Raw genomic sequence first — 24,968 nt, forward strand, 5'->3', positions numbered from 1 at the left:
AATTAAGCTTTCACAATATTTATAATCACCTTAGTAGCTTTCATCATACTTTCCAAAGCAACATACTCATAAGGTCCGTGGAAGTTGATCCCGCCGGCAAAAATATTCGGACAAGGCAATCCCATATAAGATAATTGCGCTCCGTCTGTTCCACCTCTAATTGCTTTAATTTTAGGCTCAATTCCAGCTTCTTTCATTGCTTTTGCAGCAAGATCTACGATGTGCATTTTACCTTCAAATTGCTGCTTCATGTTGCGGTATTGTTCTTTAATCTCCACTTCAGCCGTTTTTTCGCCATGTTTTTGATTAAATTCTGCCACTTTTTCTTCCATGAATTTTTTTCTAGCCTCAAATTTCTCTTCGTCATGATCACGAATGATATATTGAAGCTTACATTCTGAAACATCAGAAGTTACATCCATTAAATGATAAAATCCGTCAAAACCTTTTGTCGTTGAAGGTGTTTCATTTGCTGGAAGAGATTGGATAAATTCTGCTGCCAAAAGACTTGCGTTCACCATTTTTCCAAAAGCATAACCAGGGTGCACACTCAATCCGTGGATTTTTACAACCGCTCCGGCTGCATTGAAATTTTCATATTCCAATTCTCCAACTTCTCCGCCATCCATTGTATAAGCGAATTCAGCTCCGAATTTTGCTACATCAAATTTATGTGCTCCTCTTCCGATTTCTTCATCCGGTGTAAATCCTACAGCAATTCTTCCGTGTTTGATTTCTGGATTGGCAATAAGATATTCTACAGCAGTTACAATTTCAGCGCAACCTGCTTTGTCATCTGCTCCAAGAAGGGTATTTCCGTCAGTTGTAATTACAGTCTGACCGATATATTTTTTTAAACTTTCAAATTTTGAAGGAGATAAAGTGAAATTTGTTTCTTTATTCAGAATCAAATCTTCTCCCTGATAATTTTCCCAAACCTGAGGTTTTACATTTTCACCACTGAAATCCGGTGAAGTATCATAATGAGAAATAAATCCTATCGTCGGCTGATTGTCGTTTTCCAAATTAGATGGAACATATCCCATAATGTAACCATGCTCGTCAATAGAAACATCTTCCAGACCAATTGTTTTCAGTTCTTCAGTGATATAATTGGCGATGTCCCATTGCCTTTCTGTTGAAGGAGTGGTTTCGCTTTCAGCGTCACTTGTTGAATATATTTTTACATAGCTGAGAAAACGGTTCAGCAGTTTTTCTCTCCACATCGAGTTGAATTCTATTGTACTCATTTTGATATTATAAATTTTAACAAAGTTAGCAAATTTGAGGCTCAGAACAGGTTATTTGTTGATGAATGTATTGTATTGAAATTTTAAATCGGAAATAAATTATTGATAATCAATTTAATATTAGCTTTGTTGGAAGCGAGAACTAAATAGTTTAGTTTTATTATATTTGAGAAAATCAAAAGTAAAATGTTTCTTACAGAATGCCCTAGAGATGCGATGCAGGGTTGGGATGAGTTTATCCCGACTGATAAAAAAATAGATTACATCAATTCACTGATGGAAGTAGGTTTTGATGTGCTTGATTGCCTGAGTTTTGTCTCTCCGAAAGCAATTCCGCAAATGGCAGATTCTGCTGAGGTTGCCGAGAATATCGATAAATCTTTGTCTAATACCAAAGTTTCTGCAATTATTGCCAATTATAGAGGTGCTGAAAAAGCGTTGAAGCATCAATCTGTAGATATTTTGGGTTTTCCATTTTCCATTTCTGAAACTTTTCAGCACAGAAATACCAATAAAAATCAGGAGGAAGCTTTTGATGATATTGTAAAAATGGTTGAGCTCACCAAAACTGAAGGAAAAGAACTGAATATTTACTTTTCAATGGCATTCGGAAATCCGTATGGTGAAATGTGGAAATGGGAAGATGTAGACTTTTGGGCGAATAGATTTTCAGAAATAGGAATTAAAAATATCCTTCTTTCAGATACAACCGGAGTAGCAACACCGAAAACGATTGCTTTATTGTTTGAAAAAATTCCATCGAAATATCCTGAAATAGATTTTGGAGCACATTTTCATAACCGTTATGAAGAATCTTATTCTAAACTGAAAGCAGCTTATGATAAAGGTTGCAGGAGATATGATTCTGCTATCAAAGGAATTGGCGGTTGTCCGATGGCAAAAGATGATTTGGTAGGAAATATGCCGACAGAGCAAGTAATCAATTTTATGAGCGTAGAAAAAGCGCAACACAATTTAAACTTATTGAATTTCGAAAGTTCTTATAACAGGGCGAAAGATATTTTTCATTTCTAGAGACATCGTCTCCTCATTTTTAATAAAAATATATGACATCAAAAATAACATACATAGGAGGTTTAAGATGTTCAGCAGAACATTTACAATCTGGAACCATCATCGAAAGTGATGCGCCAACCGATAACCACGGAAAAGGTGAAAAGTTTTCGCCTACAGATCTTTGTGCGACTTCTTTAGCGGAATGTGCATTGACAACCATTGCCATTTTAGGGAAAGACAAAATAAATATTGACGGAGCTTACTGTACGCTTCAGAAAATTATGAAAACCGAGCCAAGAAGAATTGGTGAGATTGTTTGTAATTTTGTTTTTTCAAATCAATATTCTGATGAAGAGAAAGCTTTTATTGAGGAAACCGCTCATAATTGCCCGGTTGCAAAAAGCCTTCATCCAGAACTTGTACAGACAATGATTTTCATTTATCAATAAACAAAACCTCAGAATTTCTGCGGTTTTTTATTTTTAGCTTATGCGGCTTTTGCAAATTTGAAATCCTAAATTAGCTTGAGTTTGGAATAAGAAATTAATTAAAATCTTTTATCACGCAAAGATTTTAATTATTAAGCTATTATTTTAAGGAGCAAAGAATGGCGACAAAGTCGCTGATGAAGCTTGAATAAAACGAGAGCTTCATAAAATCAATGTATTGATTCATCTTTGCTCCTTAAAAATAAGATTTGCAAAAATTAATCTTTGCGTTAAATGCATAACAACTTCACAATAAGTGGTTTATTTTTACAGCTTAAATTGGATTCACGTAAATTAATCTGCGAGAAAATTTAAATTAAAATAAACATCCATGCTTCCTATAATTTCACCAAAACAATTAAAAGGACTTTCTGCTGAAAAACTTATTATTCTTGATGTACGAACCGGAAAAGACAGTTATCAAAACTATCTGAATCAACATCTCAAGAAAGCAAAATTCATAGATTTAGATAAAGATTTAGCAGAAATTGTTGAAGATGCAGCTTTTGGAGGAAGACATCCGCTTCCAAATATTCAAAATTTTGCCGAAACCGTTTCCCGTTTGGGAATTTCAGAAGATTCTCATGTTGTCATTTATGATGATAAAAACGGAGCAAATGCTGCAGCCAGAGCTTGGTGGATGTTGAAATCTTTTGGGCTGAAAAACGTACAGGTTTTAGATGGTGGAATTCAGGCAGCTCAAAAAGAAAATTTGGATTTTTCATCGGGAAAAGAAGCTTTTGAAAAATCTGAAATCATTACAAAAAAACATTGGCTTCTGCCTGTTTCAAGTCTGGAAGATGTTGAAAATGAGTTAACAAACGAGTCTTTAGCTGTAATTGATGTAAGAGATGCTTATCGTTATAAAGGTGAGTCTGAACCGATCGATTTAGTTGCAGGTCATATTCCGGGAGCGATTAATATTCCTTTTTCTGAAAATTTAGAGGAAAACGGAAACTTTTTGAAGCCTGAAGTTTTAAAAGAAAAGTATTTAAAATTATTAGAAAATAAACCTGAAAAATTAATCATTCATTGTGGTTCAGGAGTTACTGCTTGTCACACAATTTTGGCGCTTGCTTATGCCGGATTTGAAATTCCAAATTTATACGTTGGTTCCTGGAGTGAATGGAGTAGAAGAGAGGGGAAAGAGATTGCAAAAGAAATCTAAGCTATTATAAATTAAAAACGTTGTTGAGATTCCTACAGAATGACAAACATATATTAAAAAGATAGAGATAAAGTTTGTTGAAAATAAAAAGCTGCCAAAAATATTGACAGCTCTTATGTTATTTTAATGGAGAGTGGTAATTTGGTTGCTGAGCTTTAAAAAACTTCCAGCATCAAACTTCCATCTTCCAAGCTTTAAATTACAGCATTCCCAACTCGAATTTAGCCTCTTCGCTCATCATATCTTTGTTCCAGCTTGGCTCAAAAGTAAGTTCCAATTCAACTTCGTTTACGTTTTCCACTGTTTTTACTTTATCTTTTACTTCCTGTGGTAAAGTTTCTGCAACCGGACAATTAGGAGTCGTTAAAGTCATAATAATTTTTACATCAGCTTCATCAGAGATCTGTACATCGTAAATCAACCCCAATTCATAAATATCCACCGGAATTTCCGGGTCATAAACGGTTTTTAATATTCTTATAATTTCTTCTCCTATATCGGCAATCTGATCGTCTGTAAATTTCATTTTATCGTTTTAACTACCGTTTAAGCGGCATTTTATTTAATCTAAATTGATATTTCTTTTTAATAAATCTTCCTGACGCATCCGTCTGAAAATATTGGCCAAAGTTAAGACATCTTTTTCACAATAGTCAACTATTCGTTGCAAGTCTTTTTCTATGTAGTAGATTGATGAAACCATTGATCCGTCGATGTCGTCTTTCGGCGTAGGAATTCCGAAAACATGAGCTAATAATTCTAATGAAACATAGCTTTTATAATCTCCGAATTTCCACAGTTCCATGGTGTCGATATGCGGAATTTCCCAAGGTTTCTTTCCAAACATTTGGAATGGAGTAGGGGGCATCATTCCATTGATGAGAAATCGTCTTGCAATCCACGGGAAATCAAATTCTTTTCCGTTATGAGCGCAGAGAATCACATCACGCAATCTTGGGCTGTTAAAAAGTTCGCCAAATTCATTCAACATTTTCTTTTCATCATCATCCGCAAAGCTTTTGATTCTTAAGGTGTCATTTTTCTCAAGCATTCCAATTGTAATGCAGATAATTTTTCCAAACTCTGCCATAATTCCGGCTTTGTCGTAAAAATCTTCTGCAGAAATCTCATCTTTTCTTTGAAACCTTGTTTTTTTATCCCAAAGTTTTTGTTCGGTTTCAGACAACTCCTCCCAAGAACCAGAGTTGGGAACGGTTTCAATATCAAGAAATAAGACTTTTTCTAATGGAATGTTTTGTATCATATCTGTGTTTGATTAATTATTTTAAAAACTAAATTTTATTATCACATTCAAACCTAATGGGTTTCAAAAAACCTTTAGTTTTACATTTTTTCAAGAAATTTATCCGACCTGCAATCCGTTTTTTGCCGGAAGAGACGGTGAAAGAAGGGTTACATCTTTTGCATCTTCACCATAAACTCCTAAAACCAGACATTCGCTGAAAAAATTGGCAATCTGTTTTTTTGGAAAATTAACGACAGCTAAAATTTGTTTTCCAACCAAATCTTCTTTGCTGTAAAGGGTAGTGATTTGTGCTGCAGATTTTCTGGTACCTAAATCTCCAAAATCAATCTCAAGTTGATAAGAAGGGTTTCTTGCTTTTTCAAAATCATTCACGGAAATAATGGTACCGCATCGAATGTCTAATTTATCAAAATCTGCCCAAGATATTTCAGGTTTTATTACCATAATAGAGTGCTTTTTTCTTTTTCTTAAATCCTTAAAAGAAGGTCATTCACAAATATAAATAAATTTTGCTTGAAGAAATAGGGTGATCATGGTGATTAAAAAATGTTAAAAATTTTATTTTAAAATAAAAAAATATTAATTTAGCAAGAAGATGCATCGAAGTGTTTACATATTGTTTTTCGTTTGTTTGGGATTTTTATTAATGCCCACTCAAACTTATGCATGTAATATGACTAATGCTTCAACGCAGAAAGCAAAAACACACGCTTCTGCATCAAAAAAAGAGGATTGCAAAGATGCATGTTCGCATGAGCAAAGCAAAAAAGATCATTGCGGAAATGATTGCAATAATGCTTTGTGTAAATGCCCCACCAATAGCAATATTTCTTTTTTTTATTCTAATAATTTCTCTTTTGGTAAAGCAAAGGTTGATATAACATCATCTTTCTCAAATTATGAAACTAATATTTCCAAAGGATTCTATTCCATTTGGCTGATTCCTAAAATAGGATAATCTCTTTATTGTATAGCCATAGCTATGCACTTTTGAAAACGTCTCTGTTTTCAACTTTATCAATTATTTCAACTTAATTCTTTCTACACAATAGATAAGTAATACGTATTTGTAATGTGGTGTTTTGTTTTTAAGCAAACTTAGTTGTTTCAAAAACAAAATATGAGGTCACTTTGGCGACACTACATTATTTAATCAAGATTACTTCTCATTGTTTTAATAAAAAAATATTATGAAATCAATATCAAAAATAATGGCATTTATGATGCTTTTAGTATCATTAGTATATACTGCCCAGATTAAAAATGCAAAAACCGAAACAGTAAAAATCTCAGGAAATTGCGATATGTGCAAATCAAAGATCGAGAAATCTGGAAATGTGAAAAATGTAGCCACCGTAAATTGGGATGAAGCTTCTAAAATGGCAACTCTGACTTATGATGCATCAAAAACAAACCAACAGGAAATTTTAAAAAGAATTGCCAATGCTGGATATGACAGCGAATCTTTTTATGCTCCGGATGAAGTGTATGCTAAACTTCCGTCTTGTTGTCAATATAAAAGAAATAAGACAACAACAACAGATGGGCACGGACATGACCATTCTGCAATGAAAGGTTCTATGTCAAACGAGAAGGATCATTCTTCAATGACTCAGGAAAGTAAACCGGTTGGTTCGCCTTTGCAAAGTGTTCAGAATTCTTATTTTTCATTAAAAAATGCTCTTGTAAAATCGGATGCTAAAACTGCCTCTGCAAATGGAAAAGAATTAACAGATGTGATCACTGCTGTAAAAATGAATGAACTGTCGGCTACAGAGCATGATGTTTGGATGAAAGTAATGAATACTTTAGGAACTGATGCAAAAGCAATTTCTGAAACGCAGGATGTTAAAAAGCAAAGAGAAACTTTCAAGTCATTATCTAAAAATATGTATGAATTGCTGAAAACTTCAAAGCATTCTACACCTGTTTATTACCAATATTGCCCAATGCAGGATGCTAACTGGTTAAGTCTCGAAAATACAGTTAAAAACCCATATTACGGAGCACAAATGCTTACATGTGGAAGTACTGTTGAAACTTTAAAATAAAGAATAATATGCTAAAAACTAAATATATAGTTATCGGGATTTTATTTTCTTTTTTCTTTGTAAAAGCACAGAAGCATTCTGCGCATAATATTCAGAACGCTCAGAACAAAAAAGTACTTCCTTTTCCTGAAAAAAAATTAACAGGTGGTAAAACAGTAACATATCATCTGTATGTAAAGGATACTTTGGTCAACTACACCGGGAAAGTAAAAAGGGCAATTGCGGTTAATGGCCAGATTCCTATGCCTACGCTCACATTTACGGAAGGCGATACTGCGGAAATCATCGTACATAACCTTATGGACGAAGAAACTTCTTTGCATTGGCATGGATTAATGTTGCCCAACAAAGAAGACGGTGTTCCTATGCTTACTCAAATGGGAATTAAGCCACATTCAACCTATATTTATAAATTTCCAATTATTCAGCACGGAACGCATTGGTATCATTCTCATTCAGGTTTGCAGGAGCAGATAGGAATGTATGGATCGATGATTTTGAAAAAAAGAGATGATGATCCTACTTTTAGAAAAGGAATTGATGATATTCCTGCAATTCCGTTGATTTTAAGTGAATGGACGGATCTCAATCCTAATAACGTACATAGAATGCTTCATAATGCCAATGACTGGTTTGCGATAAAGAAAAACAGCACGCAAAGTTATTGGGAAGCCATCAAAGAAGGGCATTTCGGAACTAAAGTGACCAACGAATGGAAACGGATGCTTGCAATGGATGTAAGCGATATTTATTACGATAAATTTTTAATTAATGGTACCTCTGAACAACAGTTATCTCAATTTAAAGCAGGAGACAGGGTGAGGTTTCGTATTTCCAACGGAGGTGCTTCGTCCTATTTCTGGATCAATTATGCAGGCGGAAAGATAGAAGTTGTGGCAAACGATGGTAATGATGTAGAACCGGTAATGGTCGACCGACTCATTATAGGTGTTTCTGAAACGTATGATATTGTGGTGATAATTCCTGAGAAAAATACTTCTTACGAGCTTTTGGTAACTCCAGAAGACAGAACAAAATCGGTTTCTATTTATGTAGGAGAAGGCATCAAGCAACTTCATGCTCCGCTTCCTAAGCTTAAATATTTTGAAGGAATGAAAATGATGAACGATATGATGAAGATGAATGGCGATATGAAAGACATGGGAATGGCAATGAGCCTTCAAAAAATGGATATGAATGCAGTGATGTATCCTGAAATTACAGGTGAGAAAGCAAAAGATTCTCAAAAAATGGACATGAGTAAAGATACGAAGATGGACCATTCTTCGCACGGTGTAGGGAATACTGATATTGTAACCTTAAATTACAATATGCTAAAATCTCCTTATGATACTTCTTTGCAGAAAAAAGATTCTATAAAAAATATTACCCTTACTCTTACAGGAAATATGAACCGTTATGTATGGAGTATGGATAATAAAGTACTTTCTGAAGTTGATAAAATACAGGTTAAAAAAGGAGAAATATTAAGAATTAAATTGATCAACAACTCTATGATGAGACATCCGATGCACTTACATGGTTTTGATTTCCGTGTACTCAACGCAAATGGTGTTCAAGCTCCATTGAAAAATGTATTGGATATCATGCCGATGGAAACAGATATTATAGAATTTGCAGCCAATACCGAAGGAGACTGGTTTTTTCACTGTCATATCTTATATCACATGATGGCAGGAATGAACAGAGTTTTTGCGGTGGGAGATTATAAAAACCCTGAGCTTCCAAATAAAGAAAAAGCATATAAAATGCTACAAAACGAAAGTAACGAGTGGCATCTTATGGCAGAAAACGACTTTGCAACCAATGGTAACGACGGACAGGCGATGTTGCAAAATGCAAGATGGAGCATTGGTACAGAATGGAGATTAGGATACAACAATATGCACGGTTATGAAATAGAAACACACGTTGGTAGATATATAGGTAAAATGCAGTGGTTAATGCCTTTTATTGGCTTCGATTGGAGATATAGAGACTCACATGGTTCTGGTGAATTAGAAAAAAATCTTTTCGGACAAAAAAATAAAAAAGACCAAAGAGCAACACTTAGTGCGGGTGTATTGTATACCTTACCAATGCTGATCGACTTTCAGGCAGAAGTTTTCACAGACGGAATTGTAAGGTTACAATTAAGAAGAGAAGATATTCCTCTTACTCGAAGATTGCGCGGTGCTTTTTCAGTAAATACTGATAAAGAATATATGTTGGGTCTAAAATATATTGTTACAAGAAATGCATCTTTATCGACGCATTACGACAGCGATATGGGGTTTGGAGCCGGAATAACACTGGTATATTAAATATTTTTCATCAAATTTTAAAACAATTTTTTAAGATAATAATTCGGGGCAATTTTCTTGTCCCGAATTATTTTTTATAAAAAGTGAAAAAATAAATACTGTTAATCACACACTTATGAGAAAAAATAATTAATTTTACAAAAAACACATATGCTGATTAAAATATATGGAAGTTCCATTTTCGGCGTATCTGCACAAACTATAACCATTGAAGTCAACGTTGATACAGGAGGAGTAGGTTATCATTTGGTAGGTCTTCCCGATAATGCGATTAAAGAAAGTAGCTACAGAATTTCTGCTGCACTAAAAAATTGTGGTTATAAAATTCCCGGTAAAAAAGTCACAATCAATATGGCGCCCGCAGATTTGCGGAAAGAAGGTGCTGCGTACGACTTGAGTATCGCAATCGGAATTCTGATTGCATCTGACCAGATTCTTGGTGAAAATGTACAAGATTATATCATTATGGGCGAGCTTTCACTTGACGGAGGTTTGCAACCGATAAAAGGAGTACTTCCAATTGCTATTCAGGCTCGTGAAGAAGGATTTAAAGGAATTATTTTACCGAAACAAAATACCAGAGAAGCAGCCATTGTCAATAATCTTGATGTATATGGCGTAGAAAATATCAAAGAAGTCATCGATTTTTTTAATGAAGGAAAGCCTCTTGAGAAAGTGGTTTTAGATACAAGAAAAGAATTTCAGGAAAAGATCAATAATTTTCCGTTTGATTTTTCTGAAGTGAAAGGCCAGGAAACCGCCAAAAGAGCAATGGATGTCAATTACAAAAGTAAATGATAATATACAACTAAAAATGATAAACTTATAACATTCATGATAATATAATTTATTAATGCAACATGAAATACCGTGTTTTTACTGAATATTTATTCACTAATTTTTAAGAATTTCAGCATAATTGTATATTTTTCTCAAAATAATACATGAATTACGGTTAACCGTAAAAAGTTATAAAGATTAGATATTAATTTTGATATAAATCAACAAAGTATGTGGAATGACAACGAATCCCTTTCTGACTATATTGATTATAGTTATTTAATGAAAGCAGTAACAACAATAATTGATAAAGATAATCTATTGCCTTGTAGTATTGGAATTTATGGAGATTGGGGAAGTGGAAAGTCTAGTTTAATGAAAATGATTGAAAAAAAATACGAAAATGATGAAAATATTTTGGTAATTAAATTTAATGGATGGTTATTTGAGGGATATGAAGATGCAAAATCTGTATTAATGGGGCGGATTGTTGATGAAATAATAAACAAACGAACATTTTCAGAGAAAGCTATTAAATATGCGGCTAAATTATTAAAAAGAATAGATTGGATTAAAGTTGCAGGATCATCGTTGAAATATGGGATGAGTTTTTTAACATTAGGACCTGTAGGACTTGCTGGGGTGTCATTGGCTGATGCAATGGGGAAAATGAGCGACGGGGATTATGAAAAATATATAAAAGAAAGACAAGGAAAAGAAATAGAAGACTCAGACGAGAGTTTGAGAAATAATATCCAGGAATTTCACAAAAATTTTGAATCACTTATTGATGAAACAAAAATAGACAAAATTATAGTATTTATAGATGATCTTGATCGCTGTTCTCCTGATACAATAATAGGTACTCTCGAAGCAATTAAGCTTTTTTTATTTACGAAGAAAACGGCTTTTGTAATTGGAGCTGATGAAAGATTAATCAAATATGCTGTTAAAAGAAGATTTCCGGAATTAGCTGGGGAAAATCTTGAGATAGGTAGAGATTATCTAGAAAAGTTAATTCAATATCCTATTCGAATTCCCCCTTTAAATAAAATAGAATTAACAACATATGTTAACTTGTTATTTTCTCAATTATATTCTGTAGATACAGATGATTTTGAACAGAGAAGAAATGAGGTTATAAAGGCTAAATCAACAAATGGATTTGATTTTGCCTTAGATCAAAATAATATTTCTGATTTTTTTCATACCGGGAATAATGAATTTGAGGATGCAATTGCTCTTTGTTCTCAGATAGTACCAGTTTTAAGTACCGGTTTAAATGGAAACCCTAGACAAGCAAAAAGATTTCTTAATACCCTGTTAATAAGAATTAGCATGGCCTCTGCAAAAGGAATAGATTTAAAGAAAAGGGTGCTTGCAAAATTAATGTTGTTAGAATATTTTAAGCCAGAAACATTTACAGATTTTCATGATATTCAAGCAGGGAATAATGGTGCTATTGCTCTGATAGATAAATTAGAAACAACTACTTACGGACAGGAAAATACTGAGCCTAAAAATATATCGGAAGGGGAGGAAGCAAGCTCAGAAGAGAAAATATTATTAGAAGATAATTGGATTGTTGAGTGGATCAAAAGTGAACCTAAATTAGGAAAAGAAAATTTACAACCTTACTTCTACTTCTCTAGAGATAAATTAACAATTAGTGCAGTTAATTTTCAGCGTATGACCCCAAAGGCACAAGAAACAATTCGGAGATTAATAGGTGACTCTGAAATAGCTCGTAAATCTGCAATAAAATCACTAAGTACATTATCTTCTAGCGAAGCAGCATCTGTTTTTGAAGCTTTGACAGAAAAGGTGAAGCAGGAAGAAAATATTAATGACAGCAAAGCTTTTAAAGCATTATTTTATTTATGTGAGGAAAAATCAGATTTGAAATCACAAGCCATTACTTTTCTTACAAAATATCCAGACCATAAATTACCATTAATAGCTATAACATTTACTGAAAGGCTATTGAAAACTTCTAATCCCGAAGCTTTAAACCATCTTTTTAATATATGGAGTAAATCTGCTAATGAAAATTTTGCAAAGATTGTTAGAAAAAAAATAAAATAATTAATAAATCATGGGAACATCAGCTTCAAACGGGGGACCAACAGGATCTCCACCACTTTTACCTGATTGGTTTAATTCTAATCCACCGGAAAGAGAGCAAAATGAACAACAGGAAACCGAAAATAATGATCTTGAAACGGATACTGCAAATAATGATCAGCAAGAAGGACAATCTCAAGATGAAACTCTAGAGCAAATAAATCCATTGAATCAATCCAAAGATTGGGGGAAATCTAAAGGGGCTCTAACTAGACTGTCAAATGCAAGATCTGGAGCATCAATTAGAAAGGCTGGCAGAAACTATGTAAACAGTTTAGGCGGAAGTAGAGGAGCAACAAGAGCCGCTGTGCAAGGTGTAATAACAGGTAAAAATTATGCGAACTTCTTAGGAAGTATAGCTGAAGGAGGAATAACAAATGCTTTACAGGGGCTCGGAATAGATGAGTTTATTGGAAGAACCTCGGAAGAGGTTTGTATAGCAATAGCTAACGCATTAGCACCAATTGGAGCTACAAATGATGAAGCTATAGCACGTGAAGCTCTTATATCGACCTTGGACTCATTGTATGGGAAAATGCAAGAAGAAGGAAGCGATTTTACAAGTGTAAGCCAATTAAATCTAGAACAAATAAAAGATACACTTATTGAGTTTGTTAGTAACTATATTTTTAATAAATGGATGTATGAGCTTGGGGGAGCAATTGAAAGAGGTGATGTTACAGAAAGAGAAGTTATAAATTTAGAAATACAAGTTAAAGATTTTATTCAAGCTGAGACAATTGAGAGATATCGAGATATTCCAATTGAAACATTTAATTTAAATGATCGTGTGAATTATATAATAATAGAAGAAATTTTTCAAACTGCATACTCAACTCTTGAATAATGAAAACAAAAAATATAATAGTAAAAATACATAGCTCTGATGATTTTCAATATGCTGAAGATCAGCAAGAAGATGTGCTGGAAATTCAGCTTGATCATACAGATGTGAATAGAATGGTCAAGGAAAATATATTAAGAGATCTAAGTCATTCAGGTCTTGTACCCAATAATGTAATTTATGACTTACTAAATTTTGCCCTTGCCATATACACGATTGATCAGGTTGTATCAAGAAAGAATAATGGTTTTCAAGGATGGTCTAGATATTTTATTGTCAATTTTCCAGTACAAGACTTTGAAATTTGGGATGCTGTAAGTGAAGAGTTCAACAAATATTTAAGCTTTTTAAGTGGAGATAAATGGGAATTTGTATTTAGACAGAGTGAAGAAATTAGAGATTTTGTATTGCCAGAAAATAGAAATCCAAATGGTATTACAAAAGTATCATTACTTTCAGGTGGTCTAGATTCATTTATTGGAGCAATAGATCTTCTATCAAATGGGGAAATACCTTTTTTTGTAAGTCATCACAAAACTTCTGAAAGCAAAATTCAAGATAAAGTTTTAGGAGCTTTAAAAGCTCAGTTTGGCAATACAAGTTTTAAATCTCAAAAATTTTGGGTACAGCCAAATCAAAAAAACTCTACAGCAGAAAAAGAGAACTCTTCAAGAGCTCGCTCCTTCTTATTTATAACACTTGGGGTTGCTGTTGCTAATAGTATTGATGATGGGATTCAGATGGTTCTTCCAGAAAATGGTCTTATTTCACTAAATATACCTCTTACAAAATCAAGATTTAGTAGCCACAGTACAAGAACTACCCATCCGTTTTTTGTGGATGGATTAAATAGTATATTTGAAAAATTAGGAATAAACAATAAAATTGAAAATCCTTATAGGTTTAAAACTAAAGGTGAAATGATATTGCAATGTGAAGATATTGACTTTTTAAAAGAACATATTGCCATAACAATGTCATGTTCCCATCCAGAAAATGGAAGGTTTTTAGGAAGAGAACCTCTTAATTGTGGATATTGTGTTCCGTGCATAATTCGTCAAGCATCCGAGTATCAAACTGGAGAAATTTTCACATCCTATGCAATTGGAGATGTGAGAGAATCGGTTCCGTCTCAAAAATATAAAAAAGGTTCTGATTATCGTGCATTTAAGATAGGATTAGAAAAATTATCAGACATTAATAATGAACATTCACTAGCTTTGCAAATTATAAGATCAGGTCCTATTCCTTACTCCACTTTAAATGAACTAAATGAATACATATCAGTTTATCAAAGGGGTATGTCAGAAGTTGAACAATTTTTAAACAGTTAAATGCTTAATGTTATTTGATACTCATTTCCACTTGGACTTATTTGAAGATCCACACTCACTTATTAAAAATATTGAAAAAAGGCAGGTTTATACAATAGCTGTAACAAACCTTCCAAAAGTTTTTTTTCATACACAAAAATTGTGTGAAGGATGTAAATATATTCGTCCCGCCTTAGGTTATCATCCAGAATTAGTTTTTAAATTTGGTGATCAGTTAGAATTGTTTCTTAAGTATCTTAACGAGACTAGATATATAGGTGAGATTGGATTAGATAATCAAAAAAAATCATTTGATGATTTCACTAAGCAAAAGCAGATTTTTGAAAAAATCATTTTTGCATGTGCTGACAAAGGGGATAAAATATTAACCATTCATTCAAGAAAGGCTGAAAAGGAAGTTTTATCAATTTTAGGCAATAATTTTCCTGGGACTGTTATTTTACATTGGTACTCTGGTTCTTTAAAAGAATTAGAGACGGCTCTATCTTATGGCTTTTATTTTTCAATAAATTCAGCTATGCTGAAGTCCAAGAATGGTTTAAATATTATAAAAAACATACCAGAAGACAGATTGTTATTGGAGTCCGATAGTCCATTTATAGGAGTTGATAGAAGTAGCAAAATTCCATACAATGCAGAATTTCTTATTCAGGAGTTAAGTGCTGTAAAGAAATTCCAGTCAGAAATATTAAAGGGAAAGTTACTTGATAATTTTAAAAATGTTTTGTCAATTAAACACTGACACAAATCTTATTAAAACTAAACAAAAAATCCATTGTAGTTGAATTACAATGGATTTCCTTTTAACCTCCATAAAGCATTATGTCGGAGATTATATAACGTAATTTGTCTTTTAAATCATACTCAATTTCCAAGTCCTCAGCATTTTCACACATCTCAATTAGCTTTGCAAAACTTGAAATTTCATTATCAATCTTACGTTTAAAAATATCTGAAAGCTTCGTTATACCTTTCAGAGCACTTCGAGGATTTTTAATTTTAGCTAAGATTTTGACTCTAAGCTCATCAGGCGTTTTTATTGACTTGATTTCGTTCAGTTCTTGTATGAATTCGTCACTCGTATTCAAGACTCCTTCCATATTATTAAACGTAGAGAATACATTTTCTGGTTTTGTTGTATGTGGAATGATCTCTTTATTTTTTTCAACTTCGGATTTTCTTCTATATATAAAAAAACCTTTTTCAATTCTACCTACACTGAGAATGTTAGAAAAGCTAAGTGAGCCTTGCCCTAAGTCATTTGTAGATATTTTAACCGCTGTTGAAATGCTACCGAAGGCTCCGGCATCTTTCAAGAATTTCTCAGAAACAATTATATCAAGTTTAGATTCATTTAATGCAGCGCTTCTTATTGTATATTCGACTCCATCTTTATATTTCATATTCTGATGTAAAATCAGCATACTTACCACAAAGGTAAAATCAACACCATATTCAAAATATTTATTTATTGACGTAATTCCTCGTAAATAAAATTGACTATTATATTCTACAAGCCTATAACTTTTATGTTTATTAACTTTAGAATTAGTCTTAGCTTTTTCTTTGAAATATTGAATGTTTTGTCTTGCCAATGCGCCCTCCCTAATCTTAAAAAGGTTATTAGCATATTTTGTCATCTCATAACTATCCAAAAAAGTGTTCTTTGCATCATAAATAGCAATTGTACGGAGATTATTCTTTACTTCATCGATTTCGACATATTCTTCAAAATTGAAAATTATATCTGTATTTATTTCTCCCTCAATGATCTGTTCATCGTCGTAAACATCAATGTCCTTTACTTGAGCATATATAAAGGATCTATTATAATTTTCATTATAATATTTAACTCTTTCATATACAAGATCAATGTAATCGATGCAGATAATCTCATCTTGAATTTCACTAATTTTAAATGAACTATAAATTTCATCCCTATAAGGATGGGAATCTATTAATTCACATAACTTGCTAACTCTTAGCTTTCCCGTACTTTTTTCAGGGTTAAGCTGTACTGTTTTTTGAAAAAACTCTGGCTTCATAAAAATAATTATTTTTCTTTTTTTACTCCTTTGAAAGGTTTTGGACTTGATACTTTGACGTCAATAAACTGCCCTGTTGTAGTATCTCTCTTTACCCATAAACCTGTTTTAGGATTTAGAACTTGAGAGCGGTCTTTTACCGCTCCTTTACGACTTCCGTCGTTTGGTGCATTAGTTGCCATAATTAAAATTTAATAATTGTTTATAAATGAGCAACTTAAAAAGAAAAACGATTTAATTTTTATGAAAAATCTTGGAAAAAAGTATAATTATATTTACCTTTGAGGTCTCAAATCAAGAAGGTAAAAGAAAATTATTCTTCAATACAAGCCTAATCATTAGATTTAGGCTTTTCTTTTTGTAGTTGTTATTTTAGTTTGTCATCATAGATGTTATTATATATTCTAAAAGATTTATCTGATCCGGTTGCGCATTCATTTTTTTCACAGCTTCAATTGGTTCACACAAACTAACTTTATTCTCGATTGCAAATTTTTCTACATGCTTACATCTGGACAGTACTGTTAATCCATATTTTTGGGCATAATAAACGGACGAAATGTCCGTAATTGCTATTTCGGGATGATGATCATGATTCTTATTGTAAAAATTATAAAAATCGTTTGAAAGATCAAATACAGTTAGATCTCCATTCCTTTCTAAATCTTTTATTGCGATTATTTCATTAGTTTCAAAATAATTCTCAGTTAAAAAAAGTTGAGAAATACCAAAAAAACCGTTCTTTATAAGTTGTAAAGAGCGCAATGGCATAATAAGCTCTATGTCATTTAGCACTATCATCTCAATGTAAATTCTGTGGTAAATGATTCTCTGCTTAATGCGGTAATTGTCATTCCGGATAATTGGCTTGCCTTACTTTTGCTAAATAATTTTTCATTCAGCCCTTTAGCAAGCAAATAATTGAATCTACTTACTCTTTCAGTGTCTTCATGCGGGATATCTTTATCTTTCCAAGAGTCATACTGATCTTTCCATTCTTGATACTTTTCCCATCCTATAAGCCCTAAACTTAAAATTCTAATTAGGATAGCAAATATTGATATTCCGTACATAGTTTTAATTCTTTTCAATTCTTCTAGTGTAATGCTAGATTTATCCCCTATATAGCTCATTAGAGCTTCATAAGGAAGAAGCATTGCCCCGGCAAAGTGGTCACAGAAACGCTCTATCTTTTCCATTTCTTCATTTACTTCGAATCTTAACAACAAATGGGCTAATTCATGAAAAATAGTGAATCGCCTTCTTGGTATATCTGAATTTTTAACATTAATGACAATTATAGGATTATTCTTTTCCCAACAAGAAAAACCAGCAAAGCTCTCGTCTTCACTTACTTCAAAAATTTTAACTCCTAAATCTTCTAAAAAACTCACCAAATTATAAATAGGTGTAGTTTCAAATTTCCATTTTTTTCTCAAAATTTTAGCAGCATCTTCAACTTGCTTTTTGTTAGTAATTGGATCAAAATTTTTAAGTGGGTTTTGAAATACAATTATTGAGTTTACAAGTTTTTCCAAACTAATATAAGAGTTGTATTTACCATGCAATTCTCCTAAAATTTTACGTTCAAAAAAAGTTCGGTCGAAATTAATTTTAAAGCCTTCTCTAAATTCAATATTTCTCAATGTAAATTCATCTGAGCTATAGCTTGTTCCATTTAAAATTTCAGGAATACTTACTCCCAATGCCCCCGATAACTGGACTAGTTGTGAAGAACGAATTTCCCTGTGCCCTTCTTCGAATTTCTGAATATATGATTTTGAAAAATCAGAACGGATAGCGAGGTCTTCTTGCGATAGCCCCTTTTTTATCCTCAGTTCTCTTATTCTTTCTCCTATGTTCATGTCAAATTTTTTACAAATATATAAAAAACACACAAATGTATCAAATAATTTTAAAAAAATAATATTTTGTGTGTTTATGTGTTTTAAAATTATCCTAACTTACAAGTTGTTTTTATGTGTTATAGAACCGATTTTTCTAACCTAGTTTAACAAACATTACTTTTAAATTCAACAAAAAGCAGAACTCTTGATAATGAATTTCCCGGTTATTGAAGCTATGTTATTGCTGGTTGACCTACAATTTTAATATTTCCATTTTATAATTAAATTATTATCTTCAACTTTTGTAATTTCCAAAACATGAATTTAATATGGTTTTAAAAAAAATAAAGAGTTATTCTAGGGAAGGTGATTGTTGGATGCTTTTTAATTTTGGAAAGATCACTTTTAGAGATGAAATTTTATACAGAGAAATCAAGTTTATCAAAGTAAATCCATCTGCTTATTATAATTCAGAAGAATGGAGTTTAGATGAAATTATCATAGAAGAAATAGCAGAGCAAATTGTAAATAAATTTAAACTCGCAGATATTTATGATTGCAATGGAAAGTTTGTATGCGATTTAAATAAAAATAATAATAAAATAGAAAAAAGGGAAGTTATCTTATCAAACTATAGAAATTTCAAAGTAGGCTCTTGTGGAGAGTTTTTTAATGATACCCCTTTTGCTAATCAAATTAATAATAAAGCATATTATCTCTTTAATAATGATACGTTTATTTCTTTAAGCTTGGTTAGTCAGTTTTTCTACTACTATTCCACTAAAGTTATTAATATAATTACAGATTTTGAAAAATTTAACAAAGGGTTTGTAAATAGAGATGTACTAGAAAGCAAATTCGTTTTTGATAATACTATCGGTATAGGGCAAAAAGAGGCAAAGTTTATAGGTAAATATTGGTTTACCCATAAAGATGAAAACAAAACAGGGATTTATTTATTAAGGAAAGCGATTAATAGTTTTTATAGTTTATTATGGAAGCAAAAAGAAGAGAAAAGAGGGCACCTTTCAGGAGAAATCTTCTATAATATACCATTTAACTTTCCAATTAAAGCAACTGTTATAGGACAAAAGCTCGCTAAAAATAAATTTTTCGCCTATAGATTGCTAAATATCGAACCCAATAAAAAAGATAATCTTTTTTTTATTAATGACCAAGATATTGAACCAATAGCACTTGTAGATACTCGTTCAGCTGAAAACAATCACGGAGATTCCGAGACATATACTGACAATATAACAATTGATGGAGAAGAGATATTAGATTTGGTATCAGATTCTCCTGCGGTCTCTACAAATCCTAATTTGGGCGTTGAAGAGATAGCAGTTGATAATGATATCTTCTTAGATTCTCCTAATTATAAAAAAACCAAGAAAATACAAAACGATAAAAATTATATAAAAGGAAATACGGTTGTAAATACAGTAGAAGATCATGGAATATTAAGTAATCAGACAACAACCGGAAATAATACTCAAGCTATTGATTATACTGCTATTCAAGAAAATTCTTCTGATCTTTTTTTGAAAATACTTGAATATCTAAAGGAAAAGGGAGTAAATATTGTTTTCGCAACAATTAATGATTCTGCAGATGAGAAGTTCTCATTTTATGAGCCTGAGAACTCTAAAATACCATATATCATAATTGCTATCGCTAGATTAAATGATAGGGAGTTTTTCATTATTGAAACAGGTTTGTATCGGAATATTGGGTTAGTAGAAAATTTATCAAATATACCAGTACAACAAAGGAACGATAAAAATCTAAGCAAACTTATTAAAATACTTGATCATAGAAGTGTAAAATTTAGCTGGAGTTCAATATTTTACGACGGTACATTAAGTAAGGATTATCAAAATAAGAAAATAAGATGTGACTATATAAGAGAAAAAATGTTTTTAGAAGTCCTACAACCTGTTAACCATAGATATGGACTTACAGAGAAAAACACAATCCAAAAAATTGGTGACACTATATATAAAAAAATTAATAAATAAGTTTCTTTTCAAACCAATATGGTATTCCAGACTTTTCAGAGTATATATAAGATTTTGCTATTTTATAGTGGTTAAGTTGGTCATAAAATTTTTGTTCTTTAAGTATTTTATAGGCAAGTGGAAAAGTCTCAATTCTTGTTTGAAGATCCCAAAAGCTAATATTTTCATTAATTATTTCTAAATCGAAGTGGTATATATCTTTAAGAAATTGGTTAAATATTCCTTTATGTGAATTGCTTCTAAGCCTAGAGGCAATGATTAAAAATACTTTTAAAAATAAAAATGAATACGAAGTGAATTCGTTGTATCCAATATTAATAGTTGAATTAATATACTTTTGATATTGTAAATCTAATTTATTACTTACGACTAAATGATTTAAGTCTATTAAAGAATAATCGAAAAAACAATTGTAACAAATATTAAATGGTTTAAAACCATTCGCTGGATATAATCTATTTCCTCCTTTATTAATTTTAAAAAAATGTAGAGGGTGATTGCATTCAGGGCATCTGTCAATCAAATATAATTTGCAGTCTAGGCATAATATAGAAGAGCTTAGTCTCCATTGTTTTTGATAATATTTATATTCGTTTAAACATTTAACGCAAGCTTGGAGACCGTGTTTAAACTTGGACCTATTAACTATTCCGATTGGTAAAACATTTATTGTTATTGTTTTAGTATTAATGTTTTCGAAGGCATAACCCTCAAAAGATTTTAAAAAAAGGTTATTAATTTGTGAGATCGACAAGGGAGTATATCTGTTAATTGTCTCTATTAAATTATTAGGAGCTAAAATATCAATATCTCTTGTAAAATAGCTTCTTGATTTTGGGAAGAAGTTCTTAAGAAAAGTTTGTGTTTTAACTTCATGGTTAATAGATAATCTGTTTATCCAAGAACTAAATAACTCATTCTTGTTTGGTGCGATATACAGCGGAAAAATATCTTTATCAAAAGATTTAATATATACCATTGTTAAAAAAAGCTTTTTTTCTGTTTTGTGGAGCTATATAATCGATGTTATTTAATATTTCTAAAGTTATTTTTTCACTTTGCGTATTAATAGCTAATATAGTTGAGAGCTCTAATATTTTGGAAATTTCCCCTATTAAGCCATCGCTCATCAGAAGGATTTTATTCGATAGCCGATCTTCTATGAGATCCGATCTTTTTTTGATTGGAAGTACCTTTTCAAAACTTGCTAGAAGTCTTTTGTAATCAGTGTTGTTTTCCCATCTTACAAGGATATTAGGTTCAAATCGATTTGATAGTTGTGAATCGGTTTGTATAGCATTGAAAGCTAGTTTTGTTCCGGAGCAAACTAACGGTATGTTTAATTCGTTAGATAAATATTTTATAACATTTAAAAATAATCTTTGCTTTGAAATCGTGCCGGCAAGAACGTGATGGATTTCATCAATAATTAAGACTTTAACTTCAAGTTCTTTTAAAAGATGTATTACTCGATTTTGTCTATTCTCAATTTTTTCAGATGTTTTCGTTGGTGCCAATACTGAGTTTAATATAGCATTATAGAACCTTTTTTCATCTGGTTCTGGAGGAGATTGAATCATTAATACAGGACATTTTAATTTTGCGGTTTTTTCATCAACATATGATTGATGTGATCTGCAAAATTTTTTTAGTAAGGCAGTTTTTCCATTATTTGACTCTCCAACAAGCAATAGATTCGGCATTCTATGCCCTTTGGGATATGTTGTTAAATCTACCATTTTATCTAAAATGATTTTAGCTTTTGTATAGCCTATCCATTTAAACTCTTTGGTATATAGTATTCTTTCTTCACTAGAAGAATTGGCAATGAAAGTCTTTAAATTATTTGTTAAATGTTCCATACTTCAATGTCATCAAAAGGTTGAATATCTTTATAATTTTTCTGCTCATTTTGTATTAGAGATTCCTCGTCTAATTTTGTCTGTATTTTGTTTTTACTATAAGATTTACTATTTTGGATTTTTGTATTTCTCATAGCTCTTTTTTCTATCTCATCTAATTCTCGGTAAGCTTCAAAAATTGATTTTTCATCTACCTTTATTTTTTTACTTTTTATTATTTTTAAAATTTCCCGATATTCCCAAATCGATATTTTAGGTAAAGACATATTTCTATAAGGAATGTCGTAATAATCGTTTTTTTGTGGATCGTAAAAATAAATGCAACTAATATCTCTAGGATCCCTTCTAAATAAATGCTGTATTTTTTCCCCTTTGATATTGGCATCATGTATGAAACTTTTTAATACATCACTATAATAATGGATATGATCAATAACAATCCCATACTCCTGAATAGTTCTTTTAATTATTGGCATGAAGTCTAATCTTACTTTTCTTTCATTATTAATTCTAGGAGGAATTCCTCGTCCTATAACGTCGGATCCTCCCAGAATACCTCTTTTAAATTTCTGTTCAGGAGTGATGTCTAGACTAGAATGAATTCTTTTATGATAGATTTTAGTAATATATGTGACCAACCATTTTTCAAATTCATATAGTGTGAAAGACGCATTTTTTTTCGAATCATAATTCTTTCTATCTTGAATATTAGAGAAAGTTGTTCCGGGTAAATTGTGAATCTCTTTCGAAAATGTTCCTAAAATACGCTCTATATGTCCTCCAAAATGTGGAGTAGCAACTGGTCTGAATTCAATATTAATTCCATAATTAGCACAGGATTTTCGCAAAGTATTTCCTCTAAATTCTTTGGCATTATCTAAATGTACAGTGTCCATAATTCCCCAACAGGACCATTCTCCAGATATTTCTAATGAATTTAACCATGATTCTTTTGGTAATATAGAATTGGCTATGCACATTCCTGTACCCAGTGCTCCTGGGTGCTCAAAAGAAAGGTATAAGCCAGTAACCATTCTACTATAAACATCAATTGCTAGTGTAAGCCAAGGTCTTTTCAGTGGTTTTCTATATTGTTCATCTACAAGAATAATATCAACCAGTGTGTGATCAATTTGTACTATGGATAATGGGTATTGTGCACCTTCAAAACTGCCTCTGTGAGGTTCATACTTATATTTAGCTTCCTTTATTCCTAATCTTTTTCTTACTTTTTCTTCATCAGAAATATTTTTAATTCTATTACGGATTGTGTTGGGATGTGGTGGCTTAATAGAGTATTTATCACATTCTAAATTCACCTCTCTTATAGTTTTATTTATTGACTTTTTTGATTGATTAAGATAAACTGAATGTATTTTATTTGCTATAATATTTTCCAAATCATCTGGTAATCTACTCTTTCCTTGTCCTCCATTTTTCTTTTTCCCAGCAAGTGACGAAACTGTTCCATAGGTTTCAAATATCTTAACCCATCTATAAATTGTTGGAATGCTGATTTTGTTGTTTTTGGAAATTGAAGAAATCAGTTTGTAATCGCCCCTGTTTTTTAATATTGGACTGATTAGATTATATCTGTGCTGTGCTTTTTCCCATTCCTTGTCAGACAAGGAAACAAGGTTTTTTTCGTTGTTTACGCTGAAGTTTTTAATGCTTTCTAGTTCGGCTATTTTAACGGTATGGATGATATTTGTTTTAATTTCTTCAATTGATAACGTATCTATATCAATAATTCTTACGATTATACATAAAGTACTATTGTACAATACTTTTTCACCTTTACTAATAAAAATTCTTTCCATCATTCTAAAAATATTAGAGTATCCATTGTTAATTTAGTTGTTTCATCGAAGTTTATATATCTTTTAGATAACATATGAAGCAAAACGTATAATAATTCAGCTTTTTTCTCTTCGCAAGTAATTGCTAAATCAAGAGTCTCTTGTATTGAAACTATTTTATGACTTTCTATAACTCTTTCTAAAACCGTCATAAGACCATCATCAAATCCAACTTTAGGACTTCTGTATCCTAATAGAAACTTTGCATTTTGTAATCTATGACCATAACGTATTTGCTCTTCGGTAACAATATTAAATTTTAATCCATTATCAGAGCAAAATGCTTGTGCTGCTTCAAACTTTAGTTTGTATTTTTCTTTATTTTCAACAAGGTCATTTATATATTTTATTTCAATCAGTTCGCTTTTTACATCTTTTGAATGGTATTGCACGAAAAAATCAGGGACATAATATTGATTATTCCCATAGTATATTTTTAATGGCTGTTCATAGTATTTATAAACCTTAGTGTCATATTCTAAAAGATGAATATAATCTCGTTCTAATGAGGATTCAAAATTTACTATTTCATTTCCTTTAGCACTATATATGTTTCCTGTTAAACTTAAATTGGATAACCCAATTTGTCTAACTTTTTTATGACTCATAATCAACATCTTTTGTGTAATTAAAGTTAAAAATTATTTTAAGAAGTTTCAATTATCATTTACTTTTGTAAAAAGTGTG

General features: G+C 31.6%; 23 protein-coding genes and 1 pseudogene. 12 read left to right on the plus strand and 12 right to left on the minus strand.

Translation table 11 applies throughout. The features are described from left to right. Window positions 1-2: 2 nt before the first annotated feature. Window positions 3-1,250 (minus strand): peptidase T, encoded by a 1,248-nt coding sequence (gene pepT, locus BUR17_RS12120; RefSeq protein ID WP_074230631.1) that lies wholly within the window; start codon window positions 1,248-1,250, stop codon window positions 3-5. A gap of 186 nt (window positions 1,251-1,436) precedes the next feature. Between pepT and BUR17_RS12125 the strand changes: the two genes are divergently transcribed. The 3 genes from BUR17_RS12125 (at window position 1,437) to BUR17_RS12135 (ending at window position 3,923) form a co-directional block, all read left to right on the plus strand. After that, window positions 1,437-2,285, plus strand: a complete 849-nt coding sequence (locus BUR17_RS12125; RefSeq protein WP_074230632.1) for a hydroxymethylglutaryl-CoA lyase — start codon at window positions 1,437-1,439, stop codon at window positions 2,283-2,285. 32 nt (window positions 2,286-2,317) lie between these two features. Then, a complete protein-coding gene (locus BUR17_RS12130; RefSeq protein ID WP_074230633.1) occupies window positions 2,318-2,716 on the plus strand; it encodes an OsmC family protein in 399 nt (132 codons plus the stop codon). Between the two features lie 370 nt (window positions 2,717-3,086). After that, window positions 3,087-3,923 (plus strand): sulfurtransferase, encoded by an 837-nt coding sequence (locus BUR17_RS12135; RefSeq protein ID WP_074230634.1) that lies wholly within the window; start codon window positions 3,087-3,089, stop codon window positions 3,921-3,923. A gap of 199 nt (window positions 3,924-4,122) precedes the next feature. On the opposite strand, the gene BUR17_RS12140 is transcribed toward BUR17_RS12135, so the two are convergent. The 3 genes from BUR17_RS12140 to BUR17_RS12150 all read right to left on the minus strand — a co-directional run bounded on the left by BUR17_RS12140 (window position 4,123) and on the right by BUR17_RS12150 (window position 5,634). After that, on the minus strand, window positions 4,123-4,449 hold the full coding sequence (locus BUR17_RS12140; protein WP_066677091.1) for an SUF system Fe-S cluster assembly protein: 327 nt from the start codon (window positions 4,447-4,449) through the stop codon (window positions 4,123-4,125). A 36-nt stretch (window positions 4,450-4,485) separates the two neighbouring features. Beyond that, on the minus strand, window positions 4,486-5,187 hold the full coding sequence (locus tag BUR17_RS12145; RefSeq protein WP_074230635.1) for a 3'-5' exonuclease: 702 nt from the start codon (window positions 5,185-5,187) through the stop codon (window positions 4,486-4,488). Between the two features lie 99 nt (window positions 5,188-5,286). Next, complete coding sequence (locus BUR17_RS12150) at window positions 5,287-5,634, minus strand: tRNA-binding protein (RefSeq protein ID WP_074230636.1); 348 nt, start codon at window positions 5,632-5,634, stop codon at window positions 5,287-5,289. Between the two features lie 202 nt (window positions 5,635-5,836). Here BUR17_RS12150 and BUR17_RS12155 point away from each other — a divergent pair, with 202 nt between their 5' ends. The 8 genes and pseudogenes from BUR17_RS12155 (at window position 5,837) to qatD (ending at window position 15,389) form a co-directional block, all read left to right on the plus strand. Next, window positions 5,837-6,148 carry a hypothetical protein gene (locus BUR17_RS12155; protein WP_228418718.1) on the plus strand — a complete coding sequence of 104 codons (312 nt, stop codon included), beginning with the start codon at window positions 5,837-5,839 and terminating at the stop codon, window positions 6,146-6,148. Between the two features lie 232 nt (window positions 6,149-6,380). Then, window positions 6,381-7,241 (plus strand): DUF3347 domain-containing protein, encoded by an 861-nt coding sequence (locus BUR17_RS12160; RefSeq protein ID WP_074230638.1) that lies wholly within the window; start codon window positions 6,381-6,383, stop codon window positions 7,239-7,241. A gap of 8 nt (window positions 7,242-7,249) precedes the next feature. Continuing rightward, window positions 7,250-9,565 (plus strand): multicopper oxidase domain-containing protein, encoded by a 2,316-nt coding sequence (locus BUR17_RS12165; protein ID WP_084550592.1) that lies wholly within the window; start codon window positions 7,250-7,252, stop codon window positions 9,563-9,565. A gap of 150 nt (window positions 9,566-9,715) precedes the next feature. Beyond that, window positions 9,716-10,345 (plus strand): annotated as a pseudogene (locus tag BUR17_RS12170) (magnesium chelatase domain-containing protein); the annotation flags it as partial. A 231-nt stretch (window positions 10,346-10,576) separates the two neighbouring features. Continuing rightward, window positions 10,577-12,430, plus strand: coding sequence for a KAP family P-loop NTPase fold protein (locus tag BUR17_RS12175; RefSeq protein WP_074230639.1), 1,854 nt, complete (start codon window positions 10,577-10,579; stop codon window positions 12,428-12,430). A 10-nt stretch (window positions 12,431-12,440) separates the two neighbouring features. After that, window positions 12,441-13,316 carry a Qat anti-phage system associated protein QatB gene (gene qatB, locus BUR17_RS12180; RefSeq protein WP_074230640.1) on the plus strand — a complete coding sequence of 292 codons (876 nt, stop codon included), beginning with the start codon at window positions 12,441-12,443 and terminating at the stop codon, window positions 13,314-13,316. Next, window positions 13,316-14,647, plus strand: coding sequence for a Qat anti-phage system QueC-like protein QatC (qatC, locus tag BUR17_RS12185; protein WP_074230641.1), 1,332 nt, complete (start codon window positions 13,316-13,318; stop codon window positions 14,645-14,647). Before qatB ends, qatC begins: the two co-directional genes overlap by 1 nt. A gap of 7 nt (window positions 14,648-14,654) precedes the next feature. Next, entirely contained in the window at window positions 14,655-15,389 is a 735-nt protein-coding gene (gene qatD / locus BUR17_RS12190; RefSeq protein ID WP_074230642.1) for a Qat anti-phage system TatD family nuclease QatD, read from the plus strand. Window positions 15,390-15,450: 61 nt separating this feature from the next. Here the strand turns inward: qatD and BUR17_RS12195 are convergent, their stop codons facing one another. From BUR17_RS12195 to BUR17_RS12205, 4 genes are all read right to left on the minus strand, one after another. Next, window positions 15,451-16,692, minus strand: a complete 1,242-nt coding sequence (locus tag BUR17_RS12195) for a hypothetical protein (RefSeq protein WP_074230643.1) — start codon at window positions 16,690-16,692, stop codon at window positions 15,451-15,453. An 8-nt stretch (window positions 16,693-16,700) separates the two neighbouring features. Beyond that, window positions 16,701-16,874, minus strand: a complete 174-nt coding sequence (locus BUR17_RS20865) for a hypothetical protein (protein WP_167594300.1) — start codon at window positions 16,872-16,874, stop codon at window positions 16,701-16,703. Between the two features lie 190 nt (window positions 16,875-17,064). Beyond that, window positions 17,065-17,493, minus strand: a complete 429-nt coding sequence (locus tag BUR17_RS12200) for a hypothetical protein (protein WP_074230644.1) — start codon at window positions 17,491-17,493, stop codon at window positions 17,065-17,067. Beyond that, a complete protein-coding gene (locus BUR17_RS12205; protein ID WP_074230645.1) occupies window positions 17,490-18,557 on the minus strand; it encodes a helix-turn-helix domain-containing protein in 1,068 nt (355 codons plus the stop codon). Before BUR17_RS12205 ends, BUR17_RS12200 begins: the two co-directional genes overlap by 4 nt. 311 nt (window positions 18,558-18,868) lie before the next feature. On the opposite strand from BUR17_RS12205, the gene BUR17_RS12210 reads away from it, so the two are divergent. Further along, a complete protein-coding gene (locus BUR17_RS12210) occupies window positions 18,869-20,560 on the plus strand; it encodes a hypothetical protein (RefSeq protein WP_074230646.1) in 1,692 nt (563 codons plus the stop codon). Here BUR17_RS12210 and BUR17_RS12215 read toward each other — a convergent pair. Genes BUR17_RS12215 through BUR17_RS12230 form a run of 4 tightly spaced genes read right to left on the minus strand, consistent with a single transcriptional unit; the run spans window position 20,550 to window position 24,889 of the window. Further along, window positions 20,550-21,539, minus strand: a complete 990-nt coding sequence (locus BUR17_RS12215) for a TniQ family protein (protein ID WP_074230647.1) — start codon at window positions 21,537-21,539, stop codon at window positions 20,550-20,552. The two genes, BUR17_RS12210 and BUR17_RS12215, sit on opposite strands and share 11 nt — an antisense overlap. Beyond that, window positions 21,526-22,422 carry a TniB family NTP-binding protein gene (locus BUR17_RS12220; RefSeq protein WP_074230648.1) on the minus strand — a complete coding sequence of 299 codons (897 nt, stop codon included), beginning with the start codon at window positions 22,420-22,422 and terminating at the stop codon, window positions 21,526-21,528. Before BUR17_RS12220 ends, BUR17_RS12215 begins: the two co-directional genes overlap by 14 nt. Beyond that, entirely contained in the window at window positions 22,410-24,245 is a 1,836-nt protein-coding gene (locus BUR17_RS12225; RefSeq protein WP_084550595.1) for a Mu transposase C-terminal domain-containing protein, read from the minus strand. The genes BUR17_RS12220 and BUR17_RS12225 overlap by 13 nt, the downstream gene beginning before the upstream one ends. Next, a complete protein-coding gene (locus BUR17_RS12230) occupies window positions 24,242-24,889 on the minus strand; it encodes a TnsA endonuclease N-terminal domain-containing protein (RefSeq protein ID WP_159437599.1) in 648 nt (215 codons plus the stop codon). Before BUR17_RS12230 ends, BUR17_RS12225 begins: the two co-directional genes overlap by 4 nt. Between the last annotated feature and the right edge of the window lie 79 nt (window positions 24,890-24,968).

The organism is Chryseobacterium scophthalmum, from assembly GCF_900143185.1.
Lineage (GTDB): Bacteria > Bacteroidota > Bacteroidia > Flavobacteriales > Weeksellaceae > Chryseobacterium > Chryseobacterium scophthalmum.

What these genes read in the sequence shown, in the direction of transcription:
- BUR17_RS12230 (WP_159437599.1), bottom strand. Translation starts at nt 24,889, where the DNA reads ATGAGTCATAAAAAAGTTAGACAAATTGGGTTATCCAATTTAAGTTTA.
- pepT (WP_074230631.1), bottom strand. Translation starts at nt 1,250, where the DNA reads ATGAGTACAATAGAATTCAACTCGATGTGGAGAGAAAAACTGCTGAAC.
- BUR17_RS12130 (WP_074230633.1), top strand. Translation starts at nt 2,318, where the DNA reads ATGACATCAAAAATAACATACATAGGAGGTTTAAGATGTTCAGCAGAA.
- qatD (WP_074230642.1), top strand. Translation starts at nt 14,655, where the DNA reads ATGTTATTTGATACTCATTTCCACTTGGACTTATTTGAAGATCCACAC.
- BUR17_RS12225 (WP_084550595.1), bottom strand. Translation starts at nt 24,245, where the DNA reads ATGATGGAAAGAATTTTTATTAGTAAAGGTGAAAAAGTATTGTACAAT.
- BUR17_RS12145 (WP_074230635.1), bottom strand. Translation starts at nt 5,187, where the DNA reads ATGATACAAAACATTCCATTAGAAAAAGTCTTATTTCTTGATATTGAA.
- BUR17_RS12140 (WP_066677091.1), bottom strand. Translation starts at nt 4,449, where the DNA reads ATGAAATTTACAGACGATCAGATTGCCGATATAGGAGAAGAAATTATA.
- BUR17_RS12210 (WP_074230646.1), top strand. Translation starts at nt 18,869, where the DNA reads ATGGTTTTAAAAAAAATAAAGAGTTATTCTAGGGAAGGTGATTGTTGG.
- BUR17_RS20865 (WP_167594300.1), bottom strand. Translation starts at nt 16,874, where the DNA reads ATGGCAACTAATGCACCAAACGACGGAAGTCGTAAAGGAGCGGTAAAA.
- BUR17_RS12155 (WP_228418718.1), top strand. Translation starts at nt 5,837, where the DNA reads ATGCCCACTCAAACTTATGCATGTAATATGACTAATGCTTCAACGCAG.
- BUR17_RS12175 (WP_074230639.1), top strand. Translation starts at nt 10,577, where the DNA reads ATGTGGAATGACAACGAATCCCTTTCTGACTATATTGATTATAGTTAT.
- BUR17_RS12135 (WP_074230634.1), top strand. Translation starts at nt 3,087, where the DNA reads ATGCTTCCTATAATTTCACCAAAACAATTAAAAGGACTTTCTGCTGAA.
- BUR17_RS12200 (WP_074230644.1), bottom strand. Translation starts at nt 17,493, where the DNA reads ATGATAGTGCTAAATGACATAGAGCTTATTATGCCATTGCGCTCTTTA.
- BUR17_RS12205 (WP_074230645.1), bottom strand. Translation starts at nt 18,557, where the DNA reads ATGAACATAGGAGAAAGAATAAGAGAACTGAGGATAAAAAAGGGGCTA.
- qatC (WP_074230641.1), top strand. Translation starts at nt 13,316, where the DNA reads ATGAAAACAAAAAATATAATAGTAAAAATACATAGCTCTGATGATTTT.
- BUR17_RS12150 (WP_074230636.1), bottom strand. Translation starts at nt 5,634, where the DNA reads ATGGTAATAAAACCTGAAATATCTTGGGCAGATTTTGATAAATTAGAC.
- BUR17_RS12160 (WP_074230638.1), top strand. Translation starts at nt 6,381, where the DNA reads ATGAAATCAATATCAAAAATAATGGCATTTATGATGCTTTTAGTATCA.
- BUR17_RS12125 (WP_074230632.1), top strand. Translation starts at nt 1,437, where the DNA reads ATGTTTCTTACAGAATGCCCTAGAGATGCGATGCAGGGTTGGGATGAG.
- BUR17_RS12220 (WP_074230648.1), bottom strand. Translation starts at nt 22,422, where the DNA reads ATGGAACATTTAACAAATAATTTAAAGACTTTCATTGCCAATTCTTCT.
- BUR17_RS12215 (WP_074230647.1), bottom strand. Translation starts at nt 21,539, where the DNA reads ATGGTATATATTAAATCTTTTGATAAAGATATTTTTCCGCTGTATATC.
- qatB (WP_074230640.1), top strand. Translation starts at nt 12,441, where the DNA reads ATGGGAACATCAGCTTCAAACGGGGGACCAACAGGATCTCCACCACTT.
- BUR17_RS12195 (WP_074230643.1), bottom strand. Translation starts at nt 16,692, where the DNA reads ATGAAGCCAGAGTTTTTTCAAAAAACAGTACAGCTTAACCCTGAAAAA.
- BUR17_RS12165 (WP_084550592.1), top strand. Translation starts at nt 7,250, where the DNA reads ATGCTAAAAACTAAATATATAGTTATCGGGATTTTATTTTCTTTTTTC.